This is a genomic window from Legionella gratiana, from assembly GCF_001467695.1.
GTDB classification, from domain to species: domain Bacteria; phylum Pseudomonadota; class Gammaproteobacteria; order Legionellales; family Legionellaceae; genus Legionella; species Legionella gratiana.
Genome location: NZ_LNYE01000029.1, coordinates 819,329 through 841,766, shown reverse-complemented (window position 1 = coordinate 841,766; position 22,438 = coordinate 819,329). Strand labels below are relative to the sequence as shown.

Below are 22,438 nucleotides of genomic sequence, written 5' to 3'. Positions count from 1 at the left end.
GCAATAATGTCACGAACTGAACGCTTATTCGATTTAATTCAATTATTACGACGTCATCGTTTGCCTGTTAGTGGTAAGAGTCTTGCGGAGGAATTAGGCATTAGTCTGCGTACCCTTTACAGAGATATGAGTACCTTGCAATCCTTTGGTGCACCTATTGAAGGAGAACCTGGAGTTGGGTATGTACTTAAACCTGGGTTTCTATTACCTCCTTTGATGTTTTCAGATGATGAGATAGAGGCTATGGTACTAGGATCTCGTTGGGTGGCTCAACGGACTGACACGCAACTTAAAATTGCTGCTCAAAATGTGCTCGCGAAACTCTCCCGTATCGAATATCTCAAAATTCACTGGAAAAAAAGCAGAGACCTTACTCTTGATGGGTTCAATTGTAACGATTTGCAACAAGAGTTGTTACTCTGTGTCACAAAAATCAAAAATGCGAAAGACATTAATCAACTCATGCAAGCAGAGGCTGAGTTAACTAAAAAACTTTACAGCTATGCTGCAAATCGAACTCAGTATGGCAAATTTAATCGTGAACGAGAGGCCACAGATAAAGCCAATACTTTTTTAAATCATGGCAACTACCTTGCCTATGGATTGGCCGCAACGACGTTGTGGGTACTTGTGGAATTCCTCATGGCCTTGCAGTAATGCACGGTAAAACACGTCGCGGTGCACTGGTATTTGATGTGGCCGATTTAATCAAGGATGCTCTTATTCTACCCTGGGCTTTTATCTGTGCTAAGGAAGAACAGTAACGAACAAGAATTTCGTCAGCAGTGTTTACAAGCATTTATCGATCATAAAGCACTGGACTTTATGTTTGATCAAGTAAAAGCCATGGCCTTAAATACAGATTGGGAAACCGAAAAAAATAAGGGAGGTTTGCTATGATGGTTGTCTTTGTTTCCCAATGCGAGAAGAAAGCACTCGCTAGAACCCGCCGTGTCTTGGATGCTTTTGCCGATCGTATCGGTGACATACTTGGCAAACCATGATCACTCAGGAAGGTTTGCTCGCAGTTAAAAAGCTGTTGCGCAAAACCGCCAGTAAAAATACAGCGGTGAGCTGTCATTGGATTAGATCAAGATTGAGCACAGAATTGGTTTGGGTGGTGGTAGATAAGAATAAATTTGATCGTGAATGCAGGGTGCCAGTGAACCATACTTCAAATCAGCAGGTTCATCGAGATGATACGTATGATTGGCGACTACTTCCCGTAATCCGAGCATTGGTTTGCATGGCAGCTTTACTGCATGACTGGGGTAAAGCCAATGCCCGTTTCCAGCATGTTGATTATTAGATATTTTAAATAACAAGTAGAACGCCAAGAACCAGGGGGTTGGAGGTTCGATGAATTCTAATAAATGGATTTCACAGCAAGTTTTGTGTTATTATTGCGCACTTTGATTTTTCAGCGGGGTTATTTTATGCCTAGACCAACAGAGCAGCTAAAAGAATTATTATCGATTGGAACGACTAGCCATAATTTCAAACAATCAGCAATGGCCTTGGCAAGACAGGGGGCAGATATTACAGTACGAGGTCGCTTTGGCTCACAACCTACTTTGCTCCATGTTCTTGTTCATCATAATGAGAATGGTGCAAATAATAACGAGATCGCTGAGCTAGTGAGTTTAAACGCCGCTGTTTTAACAGCTAAAGATTATTTTAATAAAACTGCATGGCAATCACTACTGGATGCTATCGAACTTGAGCTATGTAGCTTTGATAGTTTCAAACAATCCGCAATGACCTTGGCGAGACAGGGAGCCGATATTACAGCGCGAGGTCGCTCTGGCTTTCAACCTACTGTACTCCATATTCTTGTTCATCATAATCAGAATGGTGCAAATAATAACGAGATCGCTGAGCTAGTGGGTCTAAACGCGGCAGTTTTGGAAGGCAAAGATTATTTCGGCCGCACACCAATTCATTTATTATTGTCGGAAAATCACAATGCAACTATAGACGCTATTGAACAATTACTTTCAGAAACTAATTTGTATCTTGTAGACAACCAGGGAGCTACGCTTCTGCATACTGCATGTTATTCTGGAAATTTACCAGCCGTTGATTATCTTGTTAGCAAAGGGTTGAGTTTAACTGCATTAACAAACAGAAATGAGACTCTTATTCATTGTGCTGTGTCGTCTGGTAATGTGAGCCTGATCCAATGGTTGATCGATACTAAACAAATAGATATAAATGCAAAAGATCAATATGGTGAAACAGCATTGCATCGTGCGAGCAAGCAAAATAACCGTGTGATGGTTGAATTGTTGGCTCGTAATGGAGCAGATCTCACTATTAAAAATAATAGTGGCCTCAGAGCATCTGTACTTGCTGCTTTAAAGGGATATTATGACTTAGTTCCTTATTTAGAGAATCCTAAGGCTGAATTTTTGCATGAAATTCAAGCTATGTATGATTATGGCGTACTGCTTAGAGATCAAGGTGCATCGAAAGGCCAAGTTGCGATTGATTTAGCTAATAAACTGACGATCATGGCAAATGAATTTTTTGACCAGGAACCCGAACAACGTAATTTTACAGAATTTAAATCACGATTTTCAGCATTACTACACAGCAAAGACCAAGAAATGAGTGCCTACCGTATTTCATGGGGAACAATAATTGGAAATATCGCAATTGCTTTGACAGGTATCGGGCTCTTATTCATTGCTGGGCAATTAATTCACTCAAAAGTAACAGAAAATCGCGCATTGTTCTTTTTCCAGAAGAGCAAAACCACAAGCGAAGAAAAAATTGCTGATGTTGATCATGCTGTAAATTGGATTGCTCAAAATGCTTAAAATAGGCGCCTCGTGAACAAGTTAGTCTTATGGTTATCGATAGGTTCTCTGCCTCGCAAATTAGATGCTACTTGAATGCATGGCGGCTTTGTTAGGTGAGAGCAACGAGTCAAAGCTGGAACTATCAAACCGTACTCTCGCAGCACTTCATCGTGCAAAAGCAAAATACAGTATACGTATTAATAGTATTTACCCTGAATTTCGTTGCCTTGCTGGCTAGATGGCATTATTTTTTTAAAGGTCTTATTTCATTTGATTACTTTTTTCTGGTGATGGTGGAAGCTTATCTTGAATTTCTTTTGGCATGTTATTATACAATATATCATAAATTTGTTTGTTATCTTTATTATCGTCTTTAAGTAAATCATTCATTTTATCAACAATATCAACTGGTCTGGAATTATGCAGATCATCAAGGGTCTTATTTACTATATCTAGTATTTTATTATACATCATTAATTCATTATCAAGCTCATTTCTCTCATTAACATCTCCTATTATAAATTCTTTACCCTGTCTCGCATATTTATCACTTAACTTACTTTTATTAATCGTTGCAAGCAAAAATTAAATACTCGATAAAAACAACTTTAGGTATCCCCCCTAATTTTAATTGTGTGGATGATTTAAAATGAATTATAATAATGCACTTTGAAAATAAATTAATACTATGTTCTCTAACAATAAACAGTCACAGACTTTATTTGCTAATCCGCTAACTATTTATCCATTTCGTCAGTATGATCTATTAGAATTTGCCAAACAACAAGGAGAAAAAGGGCTCGATAAATCTGGTGAATGTCACGCGCTTGTTTTGGCATTTTTAAGAGACGATAATACACGAGTAGCGCTTAAGGAAAATAATTTAAAAGTGATTTTACCAATTGTACGCCGACTTAGTTTTCAACTTAATGGCGAAGCTTATCGAGAGTATGGCTCTGAAAGTCCAGAGTATAATACATATAAGTTGCCAGGTATCGAGCCAAGACTGTTTTACTGCTCTATTGATTTGAACCATTTAATTGCTTTATTTAAGATGTTAGAGCTTAATCAGGATGTTGTATTAAAAATAGGGCTGAAAAGGTCGCAGTTTTCACGCCACAATCACCCTATCCTACGCATAGGTTAGGAATTAAAAAGACTGGCCATAGCGTATTCGAATTATTCGATCCGAATAAAGGAATTTATAAGGGCAGTATAAATCATGTGGGTCTTAAGCTGTTAGACCTTGTTACTTACTATACCGCCAAATCTGAGATAATCGGCTATACTCTAACGCCAATAAACTCGCCCTAGTCACATAACAACGCTTAACGACGATTACTGTAAACTCATCTCATAATAATCTCTCAAATATAATAAACAACTTGTATTAATTTTATCATCAAAAAGTAGTTTGTTCTCTCAATTAACGAAGGAGCTATTCGTAATTTAGAGGAGCTTAATAATAATTTGTTAACATAATGATGTGATAATAAGCAATTAGATTGATGATTTTAGACTAAATAATGACCACAGTAATAAATATGATTTATAAAGATGATGTTTCTCAGCAACTTGCTCGGTATCTTGAATATAACGGTCCAAGATCAACCGGTGTTAATTTTGAAATTGTAAGATCTTTTGTAAATGCTGGTGCTGATCCGCTTGTTAGCCGTTATGGCGATGGCATGAATTTGTTTGAAATAGCATCGTATAATCGATGGAAGTCTGAATCATGGTTGAAACTGATTGATATATGCAGAGCTGGAGAAGTAACACCTAATTGTTTTACGAAGGGGTTAGCTCATTATCTTAAATACCAGGGACCGGGTTCAAAAGATTTCGATTTCCAGGTTGTAAGGACCTTTATGAATGCAGGCGCTAAACCACTTGTTGCTGCTATGACTATGGTATGAATTTGTTTGAAATAGACATGCCTACACTACTATAACTCGCTTTTTTGGTATTTTAGCTTATCAGCATTAAAACCTGCTCTTTTGATATATTCCCAGAACAAGATGTAGAGTAGGCCAAAAACTATATTAATTTTAAATGAGTTGCTCTTAAAGTCACGTGCCATGATAAATAATTGGAATCTGGTGGTATTTGATAATTCAAAAATACCAACAGGCCTAGGAGGTAAACTTAAAATTAACGAGAATTCAGTATCAGCATTGTGATTTTTAGCAAGTTTTGCTAAAAATACGTTGGCACAAATTTTACCAATTTTGGGCTGTTGAATTAAATCATATCGAAAATCTACGATATCATGAGTAATTTGAATAAGCTCACCGCCTTGAGTGGCTTTAGGGTATATGAGTTTTAGTGCAGAATAAGTTAATCCTCTATTCCGCTCGATAGAATCAAGAACTCTAGGATCTTTTTTTATAAAGTGGATCAACAAAGCGAGATAGGCTCCGGATATTTCAAGATTTGTTTGCGCAATTTTTTCTCTTAATTTTATATTCTGGTTCGAAATAAATTGCAAAGTTAATCGAGCTTGTAATGCTAATCTGTTAGCAAATAAATTGCAGAATGCATGTAATTCCTTTTTTGTAATTAACTTTTGATCGATAAATTGATTAAGTACAGATAAATCATCGTGATCTAATAATTTTTTTAAAAAAGTATTTAAGTGAATACCTAAAGAAGCATCTCCTAAAGTGATAATCATTTCAGGTGATGCATTATCAACAATATCATCTAATTTACTAAAAAGTTTTTTTAAATGGTAAAAGTACACGGCTTTCCGAAAAATTAACCAATAATCCCTAGGATATAAAGGCATTACAGAAAATATGATGGCTAAAGAAAAAGGATATTTTATAAAACGACTATGCGCTATTGTGTATGCCCAGAGTGAAAGGTAAGGAAGGTTTCTCCAATAGTATATAGATTTGGGGAAATACTTAGCTAAAAATAACTGACTAGCCAGAAGAGTAAATAGGGTTGCTATTATGATAAATAATAGTTGTGAGTAGGGTGCTAACGCATGAATTAAGTTTTCATATATGCTTTGCATTTAGATCTTAATAGTGAGTTAGTAGTAAGTTTATCGATACAAATGCTGGGACAAATTTTACCTTTGAACGATTTTAAGCAGCAGTCGTTGCGAGAAAATCCCATAGTATTTTATACAGTTGGCTCTAAATCAAGTGGCATTTTAATTAGCTTAGTCTGAAATGCTTAATAAGTCTAGACAAAAGAAAAAGTGATGTTTCTGTGGTTTGTCCTCAGATTTCCTCCGAAACGAGATCATTGATGGATCCGGCTATACCAATCGCTTTTGCTACAACCGGCCTTTATGTATTGCGAAATTGAACCTAACTTAGAATCACTGAAGAATCAATTTTCATTCTTTAATGTGAGGTCATATTCTATTAAACGTTACATGAAAATTGTTGGTGATCATGTTTCGCTTCAATCAGGGTAGTAACATGATTATCTATTACTGTTTTAGCTTTAGTAAAACTTGTTGTTAGATTATCTTTTTTATTTGGATTATAATTTATCTTTTCAAGATATTGATTAAATTTTTCGCTAACGTCTTTGGCAGGTTTTTTTTGTAATTGGGATGCAAAAAATTCTAAATTATTTGCTGATGGAAGGTGTTTTGAAAAGAAACCAGCAATCTTGCTTCCAAAAGATAGTGAACGAGAATTGCTACGTATTTCAGCGGCTAGTTCATTCAACGCATAACAAAGGTCCCTATTATCTACTTGATGAATTAAGCCCGCAAAAAATTGCTCGGATTTTTCCAAATCATTTTTATGTATTGCGTGAATAGTGGGAATTCCTACTGCATGCGCGGCTTCTATTTCTGTATGATCATCATCGATAAATACCTTGACTTTATTACCACACATTTTTTGTACGTATAAAATGAAACTTGCCTTATCAGGAAAGTTTGTTTCACCATATTGGGTAAAGAATAAACGAGTCTCATCCTCATCAAACATGAAATTGTCTAATGGCATGATTGATGATTCTAGATCATAATTTTGTAATTGTAGTTGTCTTAATTTGTTCAGTTCGCCTCGAGAACTGAGGATTACGACATGGTATTTTTTTTGCAGTTCCTTAAGCGCTTCAATTGCTCCCATGAACATAGGAGACATTTGATATACGCTCTCATTTTCGTCTACAACCGATTCAAACTCTTCTGCATTTGCTCTATTTACTAAAGTATCATCCCAATCAATAAAAATTACTTCTTTTGCCATAATTAACTCCAGGTTAGTGTATTCATTGAAGTCTCTGTTTCCACCTCAATAGGAAGAAAATCATTACTTGCGGTCAAATTATTTTCTAAATACATTGACCGGGGTCGCTTTTTAGTAAAAAAGGCATTCGTAGTGTTATCTGACAATACTGAAGAATTAAATCTTTTCAGGTAATTGAAAAATACATCATTAAGGTGAAATTATAAACAAACTATACACAATTAAAATGAGATAAATAACTGTCATTTTTTAACAGTCATGCAGAAATGATTTCTTGTAAAAAATGAGACGAAAGGAGTCAAGCATTGTAGGTTCTGTTTTTCTTTGTCATGCCGGGCGATTATAGGTGAAACTAATAAGACTCATAACTGTTAGAATTTATCAGTTACTATTTTAAGTCAAAATGAGTAAAGTTTGATTACATTATCTTCTCAATTGTAAGAGATAACCAATACATATTGATAATTATTGTGGAGTAATTAAAACATGCTTGATGGCAATATAAACGAAATAATCAATGAATTACAAGAACAAAATTTACTTCCCCATGCTGGAAAAATTATTGGAGGTTCTCGGAATCAATTTGATAAAGAAGGGCAGGAAAAACAAGGATATCTTTTTTCAGTTATTGAAGAGAAGCTGATAGGAAAAGGCGGATTTGCGTCTGTTTATCCTACTACTCTATATCGACAAGATGAAACTGGAGTAGCTAAAAAATCCAACCGCCATAAGCGCTTTGTAACAAAGGAATTTAATTTAGAAGAGCTTAAAAAAAACTATAGTGATTTGAATATAGAAAATTTAATTGAAAAAGAATTTGATTTTTGTCGAAAAGCAGGACATTTAAGTATAAAACCACCCGTCTATGATAATAACAAATGTTACCTTACCATGAAGCGAATGCCAGGGAAGAATTTAGAAAAAGTCTTTATTAAATTAATGGATAGTTCTAATTATCTTACGCAGAGCCAAAAAATTAAGTTAACCTATGCTTTATTATTGGCGTTAAAAACTCAAGTTATTGATAAAGGGATCATTCATCGAGATATAAAGCCTGAGAATATTCATGTGAAAATAGATGAACCTATGGCAGTAAATATTTTTGATTACGGACTCGCAAAAAAGGCAGGTGAAGAAGATAATCTATTCCCTGGAAGTCCTCTTTGGGCAGCGCCTGAACTATTTACTAATTTACCGCACGATAATAAAGCTGATATTTTTTCAATGGGAAGAATAATTGCTTTTTTATGGGGGCAAAGTACAGAAAGCTATTTAAGTGGCTCTCCCTTTTATAACAGTAAACATGCAGCAAAAAAACTTAAGTTGCCTGAGAATGCCAAATGGGTAGAACCATTTTTGAAGCAAATGTTAGCCCAAATGCAAGCAGATAGAATAGATATTGACTCTGCAATAAAACAATTTACGCAACTTGTGTCCATTAACGTGCCGATGCTTCAATTGGCTCAACATCCAATAGATCATCACTCAAATACTACTAATCTTCTATTTTTTCAAAATCCAATTGAAAACGAAAAAATTTCTTATTCAAAACAATTAAATATTCAGCGTGATATCAAAGAAGACTTGAAGGATTTACTTAAATATCTTCCTAGTCAGTATTCTAATTATCGTAATAATACCATTTTTAAAAAAACAGTTGGTCGTTTTACAAAAATACAACAAATGATGAATGAACTAAAACGGATAATGAATGAGAAAGAATCTCAAGACATACCCCATGCATTAAACGATTTTATTAATCAGCATCAGAATAAACTTTTGAATGTAAGCGAAGCTAATATTATAAGAAAAATAAAAGTCTTCTTAGAAGATATAGAATACGAAAACTTAGGTTATTACTTATAATCTATTTTAACGTTCGATATAAAAAATAAAGTGATTTTTAATATCGAACTGTTTTTATTTAGAATCTGGATCCCATATAAATGCTGTACATCCTCGTTTTCACTGGGGACAAGCTTTACGGATAACGTTCGTTTAGCGGCGTAAAAGGGCATTTCTATGCCTTTTATGTCGAACTCACGTTATTTACTTGTTATATTGGGATTGTTACTGTCTCTTGGTCGTATCTCTGACTATACCCAGCGGCATATCTGCAGGGTCCAGTGTTTTAGCACAGAGGTTTCCGCGAACATGCTGCGCAAGGTCGGAGAGTAGGGCTAGATTGGGTTTTTAGAGATGGTATAAGCTTCAGGGATTGTTAGGAACGCACTGCTAGCAAATCCCAGATAATAGTAAGATTCTTCAAGCCTTTTTCGAAGGCTTTAGTATAAATGTCTCCTTTATGATAACAGCCCCATTTGCTTTTTATATTATCAAGATGAAAAATAACCGTTCTTTCAGCGATACTAAGCAATGCAGCAATAATCTTAATAGCTTTTCCTTGTAAAAAATAATACAAGATCTCCATCTCTCTTCGAGACAAATTAATCGTTGTTTTTAACCAATCTTCAACATTAATATTGATTTTAAGATTAGGCGCTAAAAAAGTATTTTTTGAATTAATATTACTAATCAGTTCATGGAAATCCATAAATTTTGTAAAACCAATAACGCCATGTGTTCTTCCATCTTCATCTTTAAGCGGTAATTTGTGCGATAGCGCAAAGATTTTTTCACCAGTTTTAGTAATGCAATCATCTAATTGAAAATAAATGCTTTCTTCCATTGCGGAGTAATCATGGCTATTATAAAAATCAGCATATTTTCCAAAAGGGAGCACTTTATCAGGCATGCAGAGAATCTCTTGTTCTTGTAATTGTAATCGCTTGAGCCCATTATTATTCATATACTGGTAATGACAATTTTTATCTTTGATGTATACGGTACTATGTGAATATTCAAAAATTGTTTTTGTATAGGTTAAGAGTTTCTTAGGGATCATAAAAAAATTATCGTTAAATACTTATAAAGATCTTTAATTATACTAATTAACTAAAAATTAATCAATAAAGTTGTGTTTCATGTCAAATTTAAATGTACTTTGTTCTTGTTGCACAAATAATATAGCGAATTTATTCATTTTCTCTCCCAATCAACCTTGCAAGTAATGGGAACCAACCAATTGTCAATAGTTCCTATTTTTAATTATAAAAATTCATAATTAAAATAAGATTACTTTGCTATTTAAAGGGTGGTTCACAAGCCTTGTCTACGCATCATTTTATAAATTGAGCCTATTGAGTTATTTTCAATATGAGCGTAACCTAAAAACGTACTAAATGAGCATTACAATCAATAAGGAAACCATCTTTATCAATGAGATAAACCATGTTATCCATTTTTGTAAATGCTCTAGCATAAATCTGCAAAGCAGCTGAGTTTTCCATGGAGCTCTATGTTACTAATTTTTTTAGTATAACATGAGACAATTTATTTTGATTCAATTTTGATTAATACTGACGATTTCTTTTCACTGTGTCGAAATGGATGCTTGTTATAAAGATAATGAGATAAGCGACTTGACACAATGAGACTTGCTGAATAAAGTTAGTGTAGCTTATTTCAAACATCTGGAAGGAAACCAAAAATGGTAGACAAACTTCGTGGTAAAGTAAAATGGTTTAATGAAAGCAAAGGCTTTGGTTTTATTGAAAGTGGTGGCAAGGACTATTTTGTGCATTTCAGTGCAATACAAAGTAGTGGCTTCAAAACTTTACCTGAAGGAGCAACTGTTCTGTTTAAGGCAAGTAAAGGACAAAAAGGGCCGCAGGCAGAAGAAGTTGAACTCGTTAAAGAGAGTTAATGCTTCTTGAACCAGCCCATTAGCATCATATATTAGCGTGGCAATTCACTAATATTTTAATTCTAGCTTTACTCTGGCAACTATTCCTGGAACATGATAGAACAATTGATCCTTGCCGGTGTAATTTTCTAATGGCCTTTTAGGTTGTTTCAAAAATGAAAAGCATAAGCAGGAAGCTGAGATTGCTTTTCATTTTTACTTTGTCTTGCATATCAGTTAGGTAAATATGGAACACTTTCTTTAGTTTTTATTTGGTAACAATGCGAAGGTTATCCTTTTCTTTTTATTTGATTTCCACCCTCATTATCCAGGGTTTGTTTTGCTTCAATCTCTATTTTTTCCTGTATTTGAGCGGATTCTTCGGGGTGATCAGAATGCGGTGTATCACAAACAGGACAAGATGATTGCTTTGATGAGCAAACATAGCAACAAAATTTATTAAATAGACACAAGATAACGCCTGCAGCAAATAAAGCAGCTATTCCTAGACTATCGCCAGTAAAGATAGTTAAGCAGGTTGCGATAATCAATAAGATGACACCTAGTACTTCGAAGCGCAGTGTCCAGAGACAAGTGCTCATTTTGGAACATTCTATTTTTTTCATGTTATTTCTCCTGTATCGCTTGTATTGATTATAGTAGGAAAAAAAACTATTTTATTATTTTAATAACTAAATATCGTCTTTAGTTAAAAGAAGTGTAAAACTAATATTCCTTATCAGTAAGTTTTAATGATACGTAATTTAAGGTTTACGTAGGCGAAGGGACGACCTCCTTGTTTTACATTCTCTGTTGCTAATTCAATTGTCCGTTTGATGAAATTCGTCATGATTTTCCTTAGGTATTTTTATCCTATTATAGTCAACCGTACCCTTCAAAAATCGCTTTCCTGGAAATTACTTGATGTTGATTGTACTATATAAATAATAGATTTATGTCTTATAGATCCTGCTTAACTAAAGGGATAAGTGTATGTTCAAATTATTACTACTTCGTTTAATAGTACTTATTTCACTTTCTGCATCATCGCTAGTATATGCTGTTACTACTAATGAAGTAACAGATTGGGTCCAGAAGGTATTAATGTATACCATGTCAATTAGTTATCAAACTACACCCGATGAAGAAAAAGAGGCCGAAAAAAACTTCTCTCCTTCTGCTTGGGAACCCATGAATGACTTTTATTTTAATGAATCCAAAATAATTAAGCATTACAAACTTACACTTCATCCTAAACCATTAAATCCCCCAACCTTAATTAAAGAAGATCTTTGTTTTGGGTCGCCGTGCTGGAGAGTCAATCAAACTTACAATATTCCTGAGTTGCATATGAATGTTGCCTTTTCATTGCTCATTACTAAGATAGGAACTACTAATAAATCATCCTTTATAGTTAAAAGTCTTGATATGAAAGTTCAACGTTATTAATTTTAAATTTATTTATTTTTAATTTCTAAAAAATCATTTAAAATCAAATCATTTTAAAATGATCCGAACCCATTTTAGTGGACGTCTTTAATTTTAAAATAAGACTCTCCGTAAAAGGTCATCCCCACTGCCATTGACTTAAGTGCTTCGTCATTTTCGCGAAAGCGGAAATCCATTTCCATTTTAACATGAAAAATTGCCACCAGCATCAGGCCTAATTTAACCTTGGGCTTACTGATTCCGATAAAGTCTGCAATTGTTGGTTAACATAATTTTCAATTTCATTTTTCATGAAAACATTCGTAGGATAAAAACGAAGTTCTACTTTATAATTACGATTTAACGGACAAACAGCACGCGGGTTATTCTCTAAATACATTATAATAGAACTTCGATCATAAAAATGCCCATCGTCAAGTTGGATAGGTTCTATCATAAGGCATTTGGAAAGAGGACATTTGTAATCTTCAGGTATCACAAGATCGGGAAGTCGCTCTATTTGCGCGATTTTTTTTTTAAATTTCTTGGTTTTACTATCGGGTTTCCCGATTATCTCGTCAATTTGCACCTGATTTTTTGATGATTGATACATGTTGTATCCAAAAAAACAATGATGATATAAACACAGACACATGCTCCATCAGTTGATCATGCAATGAATTAGGGATTCTTTTTAAGAAAAATAGTTCGAGTCAAGTCTGTTTTTTTAATTTTTCTTTGTATAAAATAGCTATGTCTTAATTATTCCCAAATATCTAATCTGTGGATATTTCTTCACCTAAAGATTGACTCTTTTCTTAATTTTTTTAACCAGCTCTTGTTTTATCTAGGTTTTTCGTTATTTTTGATAGTGTCTCATTCTCTAAGTTATACACATTTTCTGTGGATAAGTCTGTTTATAGGTTGTCAAACTCTTTGTGATAATTGGAGGTTAAAGAGATGCCTTATCATTTTCCAATGTGTTTTTAGAAAAGAGGGAACTTTAACTTCAAACAAGTTTTGCCCATTCTTGACATTGAACAAAAACAACTTTTTGCAAAGATTTGGTACGATTTAAAATTTCTTTTAAATGTTCAGCATCATTATTTTTATTTTTTACTACGTTTCTTAGTAATTCAATAAATTCGTTATTTTGTAATTTTTGAGTATATTTTTTTATTTTTTTTATAGTGGTTAATATATCTTGGCTGATTCGCTTCTTAGATCCATCGATTAAATGCCCATTAAATCCATATCGGCTTGCCTGAAAATGGTTGTAATCATATAAAGAATATAAATCTTGGTTAATATTTATGGGTTGTTCTTTCAAAAGATAAAGAGATAAGGATTGAAAATAAGCAGCTATTAATACTACTTTTTCCAACGTTAAAGGTGTATCACACACTCTAATTTCTACCGTTCCGAATTTAGGTTGTATTCTAATATCCCACAAAAAATCATCCATACTTTTTATAATTCCTAATTCATGCCTTTCATAAAAATATCGAGAAAACTCGTTCCAATTTTTGAGAAAGGGCATTGCTCCGCTGAAAGGAAAAGCTTTAAACATAGTAGATCTTGAAGAGACAAATCCTGTATCAACTCCCTGATAAAAGGGTGAGGAAGCTGAAATAGCAATAAAGTGAGGAACAAAACGACTCAGCGCATGAGCAAGATAAAGAGCATCTTCTGGATTAGTACACCCTATATGCATATGTTGCGCAAATACAGTGGCTCTTTTTGCAAGAAATTCGTATTTTTCCCCAAAATCTTTATATTCTTTCTTGTTAAGAAATATCTTTTGGGTTGTCCATTTTTGAAAAGGATGAATGCCTCCACCACAGAAAAAAATGTTCAAATGTGACGCTATCTGCAGTAAAAAATTATATAATTGATGTAATTCTTGATATAATTCTTTAATTCCATAGTGAATCGAAGAGTTAATTTCAATCATACTTTGTGTAAGTTCAGGTTTGATTTTTCGCTTATAATCACTTGATTGAATATGTTCTAGAACATCATTTGCACGAGAAGTTAACGAAAATGAGTTAGGATCAATAATTTGAAACTCTAACTCTACTCCAATTGAAACTTCTGAGGATTTATTAAAGTCTAATTGTTTCATCATTGTCTCTCAAAAGAGAATAAAATTAACTCCTGTAAAACGTTCTTTTACTATTACAGTTTAGATGAGAAATAAATTAATAAATTTAAATGGACAATTATTCTTTTTAAAATCCAATCACTAATTTAACGTGAGTGCGACATAAATAAAGTGATTTTTTATATCGAACTGTTTTTATTTAGAACTGGACCCCGTATAAATGCAATGCATTCCCGTTTTCACTGGGACAAGCTTTACGGGATAACGTTCGTTTAGCGACGTAAAAGGTATAGAAATGCCTTTTAGTCGAACTCACGTTAATTTATCAGCGATTTTAGATATTCTCATTATTATCTCCATAGATTTTATTTATTGGGACATGGTTAAATAGAATAAATAAATACAAAGCGTTAAACGATATGCGATCAAAAAAAGTTGAAAAACACCAAGACTCTAACCCTACATTGCAAGCATTGAGTTTGTCGGCTTTAGGGATAGTTTTTGGAGATATAGGAACAAGCCCTCTTTATACGTTTAAAACAGTTATTTTACTCGCGGGAGGAGGAACCCCAGATGTTAATGCTATTATGGGTTCAGCATCATTGATTATCTGGACTTTGGTAATGATTGCTTCTATTAAGTACATTAGCTTTGCTTTCAGAATTGATAATGATGGAGAGGGAGGTATTCTTGCTTTAATGTCTCTTCTAAGTTTAAAGCGAAAACAAAGACCTATCATCATTGCGATTGGGCTTATGGGAGCAGCGCTTATCTATGGAGATGGTGCAATTACGCCAGCTATATCTGTACTTTCTGCTATAGAAGGAGTGGAGATACTCTCCCCATCGCTGAAACATTATATTTTACCTACTGCCATCACAATTCTTATTCTTCTTTTTGCTATTCAGCCTAAAGGAACAGCTAAAATTGGCAAAGCATTTGGCCCTGTTATGGCAGCGTGGTTTGTAATCATTGGTGTTCTAGGTGGATGGGGGATTATACAACATCCTTCTATATTGGCGACTCTTAATCCTATCTATGGTCTGAGTTTTTTATTTTCAAACGGAGTAACAGGATTTTTAATTTTATGTGGGGTTTTTCTCTGTGTTACTGGTGCAGAAGCGTTATACGCTGATTTGGGACATTTTGGAGCATCTCCAATTCGTTATGCCTGGTTCGGTTTAGTTTTCCCAAGTCTTATTTTAAATTATTTAGGACAAGCCGCTTTGGTTTTGGAAGGAATATCCACAGAGCATAATATTTTTTATATGTTGTGTCCAAAGGATTTTTTATTACCATTAATATTTTTAGCAACAATCGCAACAATTATTGCCAGTCAGGCGATTATTACTGGGGCATTTTCTATGACTAGGCAAGCGATGCAGTTAGGATGGCTGCCTCGATTACGAGTAACACAAACTTCATCAGAGGGGTATGGCCAGATTTATATTGAAATCGTTAACTGGCTTTTAATGTTGGCGACACTTGGACTTACTATTGGATTTGGAAGCTCTGAAAAATTGGCTGCTGCCTACGGTATTGCAGTTGCTACTACCATGCTCTTAACCTCCGTGCTTTTATTTATTTCTCTACGTGAACTATGGAAATGGAATATTATTAAAACAGGACTTGTCGCTGGAGTATTCCTAATTATAGATACTGCTTTTTTTGTGGCCAACCTTACTAAATTTACCACGGGTGGATACATTCCAATCACATTTGCGCTTCTAATCTATTTTGTTATGTATATTTGGCATAAAGGAAATCAACTCATTGCAAACAAACAAAAAGAAAAAAATATCACTATCAGTACTTTTCTGGAGAATGTTCAAAAGGAAGGAGTGATACGTGTGTCCAAAACCGCTGTTTTTCTTACCTCCAGAGAACAGTATATCCCTCCATTTATGATTTGGTATGTAAAGAAAAATTATGTATTACAGGATAAAGTGATTATTTTAAAAATTAACAGCTTATCGATCCCATGGTGTAAACGCAGTGAACAATTACAAGTTGAAGAAGTGGCAACAGATATTTGGCATGTCATTGCTAATTATGGCTTTATGGAGTCTCCTAACGTACCTAAACTGCTAAAAAACTTATCGCTCCATGGTCAGGATATTAACCTCAAAGAGATAACTTATTATATTGGTCATGAGACAGTAATTATCCAGGGCAATAATATCCTATTAAAATACATTAAAACTATTTTCGCGTTTATGCATCGTAATGCTCTTCCAAAAAGTAATTATTTTCATTTACCCTCAGAATCAGTCTTTGAAGTAGGACGGCAAATAGAAATTTAGGATATTTTAACCTAGGAAAAGCAGTTGGCTCCTACTACGCGAGTTTAAATATACTGCGGATGACACTGCTGGTAATAGGGTTGTCTCAATATTTTTTATTGGATTTTTTTTAACAATATGTAATGCTTACATTTATGATTCTTTTGTAAATTATTGGTGTTTGTTGTGCTTAGGAATGATTAAGGGAGTAGAATCCCAAAGGACTTCTTGCTATGGAGATAAGAAAAACCGTTCCATTTTCTCTTCGTCTAAAAACAAATTTAATTCTTATAACCATCTTTTTGGCAATAGGTTTGGTAGGTTTGATCATTTCCAAAAGCATTTTATTGGATGCTGCTTTAAAAACTGAAGAGAAATTGGTTAATGAGAATATTAGCCGAGTCCGCAATATATTTAATGAAGAGGTGAGACGCCTTAAAATCACCTCGAGTGACTGGGGGCATTGGGATGACACTTATTTTTTTAGCCTGGGAAAAGAGTCTGATTATGTAGAAAGAAATTTAATGGATGAAACTTTCTTTGATAATAAATGGTCTTATTTTTTTATTTTTAATCCCAAATTTAAGTTGTTTTTTGGCAAAGGTTACGATCTTGAAACAAATAAAATAATGCCTATGCCGCAAGCAAGCATTAACAACTATTTTTATCCAGGCAGCTATTTTTTTTCAGGTGAACCCATACAAAAGCAAGTTGGTGGGTTGATACTAATTAATAACAAATTGCACTTTGTTGCCAGTTCTAAGATATTGCATAGTGATAAAACTGGACCAATAGCTGGATACCTGGTATTAACACGCGAATTCACTAGGGAAAACTTGGCTTCTTTTTCCAAAAATCTGGAATTGCCACTTCGCATCAGTTATTTCACCGATTCTCAAAAATTATCCATCCGCTCTGAGTTATTAAAAGAGAAACAGTTGGTAAACATTCAACCGAATAGTATTACTATCAAATTATTAATACATGACGTTAAGAATAAGCCTATTGCTATTATATCGTTTAAAATGCTAAGAACTATTTATAAAAATAGTGTCACTGCAATTTATTTCTTCCTTGGTCTTCTTGCTTTGACAGGACTTGTTAGTTTGAGTGCTTTAGGTTTGCTAATTAATTTTACTATCATAAAACGCGTGCGATCATTTAACAGCCAAATTACAAAAATTGCTGAAGAAAGTGATTATAAAAAACGAGTTGACATCGCAAGCAATGATGAGTTGACCTCCATGGCGACAAAAGTAAATTTTTTGCTCGATGTCATCCAGACTTCGCAACAAAAATTGCAAAATAGAATGGAAATCATTAACAAAGTTAATCAGGAATTAGAAAAACTTGAGTTGGAAAAACGAAATATTATTGAATACACTCCTGAGCCTATTATTATCACCAATGGTAAAGGAGTTATAAAATTAATTAATCACGCAGTTAAAAAAACGTTTTCATGTCAGATTGAGGAAATTCAGGGTCAATCCATTGATACAATTTTTTCACTGAAAGCAATTAATATAAAAGGGGAAGTGGAGAAGACGCCACTTTCAGAGCAAATGGGTACACGCTTAGGAGAGGAGTACTTAATTACTTATAAAGAACAATCGATTCCTATCGAATTGAAAACCTCATTGCTTGATAATCATTCCAAGATATACATTCTTCGGGATATTTCAGAACGAAAAAAACATGAAAAAGAATTGGCTCTTCTTAATCAAAAACTCATGATGATTGCCAGAGAAGCAGGGATGTCCGATGTTTCAAGAATGTTGCTGCATAACATTGGCAACATTTTAAATAGCGTGTTGGTCACTTTGTCCCTAATGCAGGATGAATTAAAGAATTCCAGGTTGAATTATTTAGAACAGATTAGTGACCTTTTTAAGCAGCATATTGATAATATTGGTGATTTTTTAACTCACGATGAAAAAGGAAAAAAAATTCCAAAGTATATGGTTTTGCTCGGTGAATATTGGGGCATTGACAGTGAGAATTATTTAGTCCAGTTGAAATCCATGAATGATAGTGTTGACAAGATCATTGCGGTGATAAGAAATTTTCAGTTCCACCATGCCGCTACTGTAATTGAAAAAATAGATATTACTGAATTATTAGAGAGTGTGCTCGATATTCATATAAATCGATTAAAAAAACACGGTATTAGGTTGCTAAAGCATTACGCACTTGTGCCTTTGATTGAGCAAGATCGCTTTAAAATTTGGCATATATTGAATAATCTCATTACGAATGCTATTGACTCAGTCAATGCAGCGGAACCTAAGAACCCTACTGTAGATTTATATGTTGAAAAAACGAAAACCGGGGTACGGTTGAAAATCACTGACAATGGAATTGGTATTGCAGAGGATTTGCTGGTAAGCATTTTTTTATTTCGCCATACCTCGAAATTAGATGGCAACGGAATCGGATTACACAGTAGCTCAATTTTAGCTAAAGAAATTGGCGCTTCATTGAAAGCCTATAGTGAAGGAGAAGGTAAGGGGGCAACATTTACTCTTGATATTCCTCATGAAATACCCGAACAAAATGATTGACTGAGAGGCAATAATTTTCTAACTTCTCCTTTTTTAAAGGAAGAGGCAAGCATGGAGCGTTTTGTTCTTAAACTGTTTTTTTTGATTTTTTATCTTGTCACTGCTGTAGCGTTTTCTGCTGTAGAATCTACAGCCAATTCTTCAGAGTCTGAAACAAAGTCACGGTCTCCTTCAATGAGAGCTGAGGCACAACCCGAAACAAAACCAGTAAAAGGCAAAGGAATTATTGATACCTTTGTGGATAATATTACAGGCACGATAGATTTAACCTCAAATTATGTCTTTCGAGGGTTAACACAAACTGAAAATTTGCCTGCTGTGCAGGGAGGATTTACCTACACGACACCTATTGGTCTCTATGCAACCGTATGGGCATCTAATAACAAATTTATAGGCACTGACATTAATCTCGAAGTGGATCCTGGAATTGGATTCTATAAAGAAATCAAGGAAGACGTTAATTTGGACATAGCATTTTATCGTTATTTTTTTCCTTCCGATAAAATTTGGAATTATAATGAATGGATAGGACAATTTAACTTTAAATTTTTACAATTCAACTTTGGTTATTCAGATAATGTCTATAATGTTAACCGTACAGGGGTTTATTATGATGGTGGTATTAATTTCACTGTCCCCGCCAAATATCTATTTAATATAGAAGGCATCAATATCCTAGCACTAGCTGGGCGTTATGAACTGCCTAAAGATTTTCCAGATGAAGCAGGAATAAGCTATAATAATTATACCGTGGTTTTGAGTAAAGATTTTAAGCATTATAACTTGGCTTTACAATACAGCAACACTAGTGAAAGGGCTTTTTATTTATGGTATGGAGGCGATAAGCTAGTTTGTACGCTTACAGCGAGCTTTTAAAGCTAGAGATAAGATAAAGGAAGAATAATGGCTGTCAATAAAAATGACCCGATAAGAGTTTTGATCATCGATGATATGCCAGAAATTCATCAATCTCTTCTGAAAATTTTATCCAAGAAGCAGGCCGAAAACGATGAGTTGAGCAAGCTCGAAAAAGAGCTTTTTGAAAGCCCTGAGCCTAAAAAGGAAATGGGTGAAGCGTTAGTTTCTTTCCAAATTTTCAGTGCGATGCAAGGTCAGGAAGGGCTTGAAAAAATAAAAGAAGGCATTGCCAGGGGCAAACCCTACGCGCTAGCATTTATCGATGTGCGAATGCCTCCTGGATGGGATGGTATTGAGACTATCAAGCGTGTTTGGGAGGTGGATCCAACGATTCAAATTGTCATTTGCACTGCTTATTCAGATTACAGTTGGGAGCAAATTATTGCAGAGTTTGGGGAAAAGGATAATTTACTTATTTTAAAAAAACCCTTCGATGCCATTGCCATACGTCAAATAGCGTCTGCTCTAAGTAAAAAATGGCAGCTTACTCATGAAACACGCGAAAATATGAGTTTATTGGAAAGACGTATTTCAGAGCGAACTCAATCTTTGCAGGCCTCTTTATCAGTAACTCGAGGAACATTGGAATCTTCAGCCGATGCGATTTTAGTGTTTAGTCATGATTATAATATTATTGATTACAATCAGAACTTAATTAAGTTTTGGAAACTTCCTTCAGAGTTGCTCGAGCAAAAAAAAGTGGAACCTATTTTGGAGTTTATTTCCAAGCAACTTCAAGAGGAAGAACACTTTATGAATTTTGTAAGAATTACCAAGGATAAGATCAAGAAAACTCATAAAACCATTAACTTAACGACGCGAACACACCAAGTCTTTGAGCTTATTCAACAAGAATACAAAATGGGGGAACATGATATCGGGCATATTTTTAGCTTCCGAGATATCACTAGCCGTGCTTTAATGGAAGCTAAAATTCGGTATCAAGCGACACATGATCCACTTACCAAGCTGGCCAATAGAATATTATTATATGACAGAATAGAGTATGCGATTAGCCAGGCAAAAAGAGAGGGTACTTTCTTTGCCGTTCTCTATTTTGATTTGAATCATTTTAAATTAATTAATGACAGTTTAGGCCATAACGCTGGTGATGCATTGCTTATTGATATCGCCAAAAGATTGCAGTCTCGATTGAGAAAAACAGATACAATAGCTCGAATTGGTGGTGATGAATTTGTGATGGTAGTCACGCTTCTTAAAACAATGGAGCACATCAAACAGTTTGTGAAAGCTATTCTAAAACAATTTGATGCTCCTTTTATCATCCAAGGCCATGAAGTCTTTATGAGTACAAGCGTCGGCGTTGCATTGTATCCTGAGGACGGAAATAACCCAGAGGAATTACTAGCCAATGCAGACATTGCCATGTATACAGCTAAGGAAATCGGTGGCAATCGCTCCAACTTTTACAATAGAAAACTCAAAATCAGGCAGAAAAATTGGGAGCTTCAATTTGATTTTCATAAGGCATTAAAAAATAAGGAATTTTTTTTGACTTATCAACCTCAGTTTCAGCTGAATACAAAAAAATTACACGCTATTGAAGCATTAGTTAGGTGGAATCACCCAAAGAAAGGGTTATTGCTTCCTACTGATTTTATAGAAGCAGCAGAAGAGACTGGTTTTATTATTCCTTTGGGAAACTGGATATTAAAAGAAGCGTGTGTACAAAATAAAAAATGGCAAGATATGGGATTATCTAAAATTGCAGTTGCAGTCAATATGGGGACCAAGCAGCTTAGACAACCTGAACTACCAAAGATGGTAAAAAGAATATTAGATGAAACAGGTCTTGAAGCTAAATATCTTGAAATTGAGCTGACAGAAAATGCTTTAATCAACTTAGTTCAAAATAAACATATTATGGAATTAAAAAAGTTGGGAGTAAAACTCACTTTAGATGATTTTGGATCAGGTTATTCCAGTTTGAATTATTTAAGGAGATTTGAGGTTGATCGACTCAAAATAGATAAATCATTCATTGATAAAATTAATATCGATCATCGCGATGAACAAATTATCCAGGCAATCATATCCATGGGCGAAGCTCTCGGATTTCAGGTGGTTGCGGAAGGAGTTGAGACTGAAAGTCAAATTCTTTTCTTACAATCTAAGAATTGTGAGGACGTCCAAGGGTTTTATTTTAGCAAGCCCTTGATGCATCATGAGATAGAGACATTATTAGCGAAGAAAACACCTCGTAAATAGAATCATTGGAACAGTTTAGATGAGAAAAATAAATTTATAGGTTGTGTTGACAGTGGGTACTCAACTGTCAACACAATCTATTTTTAAAAAATATGTTCACTAATTTGCCAGGTATTTTAGAAATTCTAATTATTATTTCCTAAA

General features: G+C 34.3%; 22 protein-coding genes and 1 pseudogene. 15 read left to right on the top strand and 8 right to left on the bottom strand.

What is annotated here, in order from left to right; all coding sequences use genetic code 11:
• Window positions 1-6 precede the first annotated feature (6 nt).
• From Lgra_RS17635 to Lgra_RS16780, 6 genes and pseudogenes are all read left to right on the top strand, one after another.
• The gene (locus Lgra_RS17635) at window positions 7-657 is read left to right on the top strand and encodes an HTH domain-containing protein (RefSeq protein WP_083502925.1); all 651 of its coding nucleotides are present in this window, start codon (window positions 7-9) and stop codon (window positions 655-657) included.
• An 87-nt stretch (window positions 658-744) separates the two neighbouring features.
• Window positions 745-900 (top strand): hypothetical protein, encoded by a 156-nt coding sequence (locus tag Lgra_RS17905; RefSeq protein ID WP_157068275.1) that lies wholly within the window; start codon window positions 745-747, stop codon window positions 898-900.
• Window positions 897-1,004, top strand: a complete 108-nt coding sequence (locus tag Lgra_RS18545) for a hypothetical protein (protein WP_338011227.1) — start codon at window positions 897-899, stop codon at window positions 1,002-1,004. Before Lgra_RS17905 ends, Lgra_RS18545 begins: the two co-directional genes overlap by 4 nt.
• Window positions 1,001-1,069: pseudogene (locus Lgra_RS18540) on the top strand (hypothetical protein); the annotation flags it as partial. The gene Lgra_RS18545 and the pseudogene Lgra_RS18540, both read left to right, overlap by 4 nt.
• Window positions 1,070-1,096: 27 nt before the next feature.
• The gene (locus Lgra_RS18405) at window positions 1,097-1,309 is read left to right on the top strand and encodes a hypothetical protein (RefSeq protein WP_238584480.1); all 213 of its coding nucleotides are present in this window, start codon (window positions 1,097-1,099) and stop codon (window positions 1,307-1,309) included.
• A gap of 127 nt (window positions 1,310-1,436) precedes the next feature.
• The gene (locus Lgra_RS16780) at window positions 1,437-2,822 is read left to right on the top strand and encodes an ankyrin repeat domain-containing protein (RefSeq protein ID WP_162264331.1); all 1,386 of its coding nucleotides are present in this window, start codon (window positions 1,437-1,439) and stop codon (window positions 2,820-2,822) included.
• Window positions 2,823-3,065: 243 nt separating this feature from the next.
• On the opposite strand, the gene Lgra_RS16775 is transcribed toward Lgra_RS16780, so the two are convergent.
• Entirely contained in the window at window positions 3,066-3,386 is a 321-nt protein-coding gene (locus Lgra_RS16775; RefSeq protein WP_058500295.1) for a hypothetical protein, read from the bottom strand.
• A 106-nt stretch (window positions 3,387-3,492) separates the two neighbouring features.
• On the opposite strand from Lgra_RS16775, the gene Lgra_RS16770 reads away from it, so the two are divergent.
• Both Lgra_RS16770 and Lgra_RS16765 read left to right on the top strand, forming a co-directional pair.
• Window positions 3,493-3,951 carry a hypothetical protein gene (locus tag Lgra_RS16770; protein ID WP_238584479.1) on the top strand — a complete coding sequence of 153 codons (459 nt, stop codon included), beginning with the start codon at window positions 3,493-3,495 and terminating at the stop codon, window positions 3,949-3,951.
• Window positions 3,952-4,330: 379 nt separating this feature from the next.
• A complete protein-coding gene (locus Lgra_RS16765) occupies window positions 4,331-4,720 on the top strand; it encodes a hypothetical protein (protein ID WP_058500294.1) in 390 nt (129 codons plus the stop codon).
• A 29-nt stretch (window positions 4,721-4,749) separates the two neighbouring features.
• Here Lgra_RS16765 and Lgra_RS16760 read toward each other — a convergent pair whose 3' ends face one another.
• Window positions 4,750-5,547, bottom strand: coding sequence for a hypothetical protein (locus tag Lgra_RS16760; protein ID WP_238584478.1), 798 nt, complete (start codon window positions 5,545-5,547; stop codon window positions 4,750-4,752).
• A 637-nt stretch (window positions 5,548-6,184) separates the two neighbouring features.
• The gene (locus tag Lgra_RS16755; protein WP_058500292.1) at window positions 6,185-7,027 is read right to left on the bottom strand and encodes an HAD family hydrolase; all 843 of its coding nucleotides are present in this window, start codon (window positions 7,025-7,027) and stop codon (window positions 6,185-6,187) included.
• Window positions 7,028-7,513: 486 nt separating this feature from the next.
• Between Lgra_RS16755 and Lgra_RS16750 the strand changes: the two genes are divergently transcribed.
• Entirely contained in the window at window positions 7,514-8,893 is a 1,380-nt protein-coding gene (locus Lgra_RS16750) for a protein kinase domain-containing protein (RefSeq protein ID WP_058500291.1), read from the top strand.
• Window positions 8,894-9,248: 355 nt separating this feature from the next.
• Here the strand turns inward: Lgra_RS16750 and Lgra_RS16745 are convergent, their stop codons facing one another.
• Together Lgra_RS16745 and Lgra_RS18515 are read right to left on the bottom strand one after the other, a co-directional pair.
• Window positions 9,249-9,932 (bottom strand): LuxR C-terminal-related transcriptional regulator, encoded by a 684-nt coding sequence (locus Lgra_RS16745; RefSeq protein ID WP_058500290.1) that lies wholly within the window; start codon window positions 9,930-9,932, stop codon window positions 9,249-9,251.
• A 322-nt stretch (window positions 9,933-10,254) separates the two neighbouring features.
• Window positions 10,255-10,377, bottom strand: a complete 123-nt coding sequence (locus Lgra_RS18515) for a hypothetical protein (protein WP_274519573.1) — start codon at window positions 10,375-10,377, stop codon at window positions 10,255-10,257.
• Between the two features lie 200 nt (window positions 10,378-10,577).
• Here Lgra_RS18515 and Lgra_RS16740 point away from each other — a divergent pair, with 200 nt between their 5' ends.
• Window positions 10,578-10,793 (top strand): cold-shock protein, encoded by a 216-nt coding sequence (locus Lgra_RS16740; RefSeq protein WP_058500289.1) that lies wholly within the window; start codon window positions 10,578-10,580, stop codon window positions 10,791-10,793.
• Window positions 10,794-11,062: 269 nt separating this feature from the next.
• Here Lgra_RS16740 and Lgra_RS16735 read toward each other — a convergent pair whose 3' ends face one another.
• Window positions 11,063-11,398 carry a hypothetical protein gene (locus Lgra_RS16735; protein ID WP_058500288.1) on the bottom strand — a complete coding sequence of 112 codons (336 nt, stop codon included), beginning with the start codon at window positions 11,396-11,398 and terminating at the stop codon, window positions 11,063-11,065.
• A 367-nt stretch (window positions 11,399-11,765) separates the two neighbouring features.
• On the opposite strand from Lgra_RS16735, the gene Lgra_RS16730 reads away from it, so the two are divergent.
• On the top strand, window positions 11,766-12,221 hold the full coding sequence (locus Lgra_RS16730; RefSeq protein ID WP_058500287.1) for a hypothetical protein: 456 nt from the start codon (window positions 11,766-11,768) through the stop codon (window positions 12,219-12,221).
• A 214-nt stretch (window positions 12,222-12,435) separates the two neighbouring features.
• Here Lgra_RS16730 and Lgra_RS16725 read toward each other — a convergent pair whose 3' ends face one another.
• Both Lgra_RS16725 and Lgra_RS16720 read right to left on the bottom strand, forming a co-directional pair.
• Window positions 12,436-12,813, bottom strand: a complete 378-nt coding sequence (locus Lgra_RS16725; protein WP_058500286.1) for a U-box domain-containing protein — start codon at window positions 12,811-12,813, stop codon at window positions 12,436-12,438.
• A 396-nt stretch (window positions 12,814-13,209) separates the two neighbouring features.
• On the bottom strand, window positions 13,210-14,328 hold the full coding sequence (locus tag Lgra_RS16720) for a YbdK family carboxylate-amine ligase (RefSeq protein ID WP_238584477.1): 1,119 nt from the start codon (window positions 14,326-14,328) through the stop codon (window positions 13,210-13,212).
• A gap of 395 nt (window positions 14,329-14,723) precedes the next feature.
• On the opposite strand from Lgra_RS16720, the gene Lgra_RS16715 reads away from it, so the two are divergent.
• From Lgra_RS16715 to Lgra_RS16700, 4 genes are all read left to right on the top strand, one after another.
• The gene (locus tag Lgra_RS16715) at window positions 14,724-16,607 is read left to right on the top strand and encodes a potassium transporter Kup (protein ID WP_058500284.1); all 1,884 of its coding nucleotides are present in this window, start codon (window positions 14,724-14,726) and stop codon (window positions 16,605-16,607) included.
• A 212-nt stretch (window positions 16,608-16,819) separates the two neighbouring features.
• On the top strand, window positions 16,820-19,147 hold the full coding sequence (locus Lgra_RS16710) for a CHASE4 domain-containing protein (protein ID WP_058500283.1): 2,328 nt from the start codon (window positions 16,820-16,822) through the stop codon (window positions 19,145-19,147).
• A gap of 51 nt (window positions 19,148-19,198) precedes the next feature.
• A complete protein-coding gene (locus Lgra_RS16705) occupies window positions 19,199-20,023 on the top strand; it encodes a TorF family putative porin (RefSeq protein WP_058500282.1) in 825 nt (274 codons plus the stop codon).
• Between the two features lie 27 nt (window positions 20,024-20,050).
• On the top strand, window positions 20,051-22,294 hold the full coding sequence (locus Lgra_RS16700) for an EAL domain-containing protein (protein WP_058500281.1): 2,244 nt from the start codon (window positions 20,051-20,053) through the stop codon (window positions 22,292-22,294).
• Window positions 22,295-22,438 lie beyond the last annotated feature (144 nt).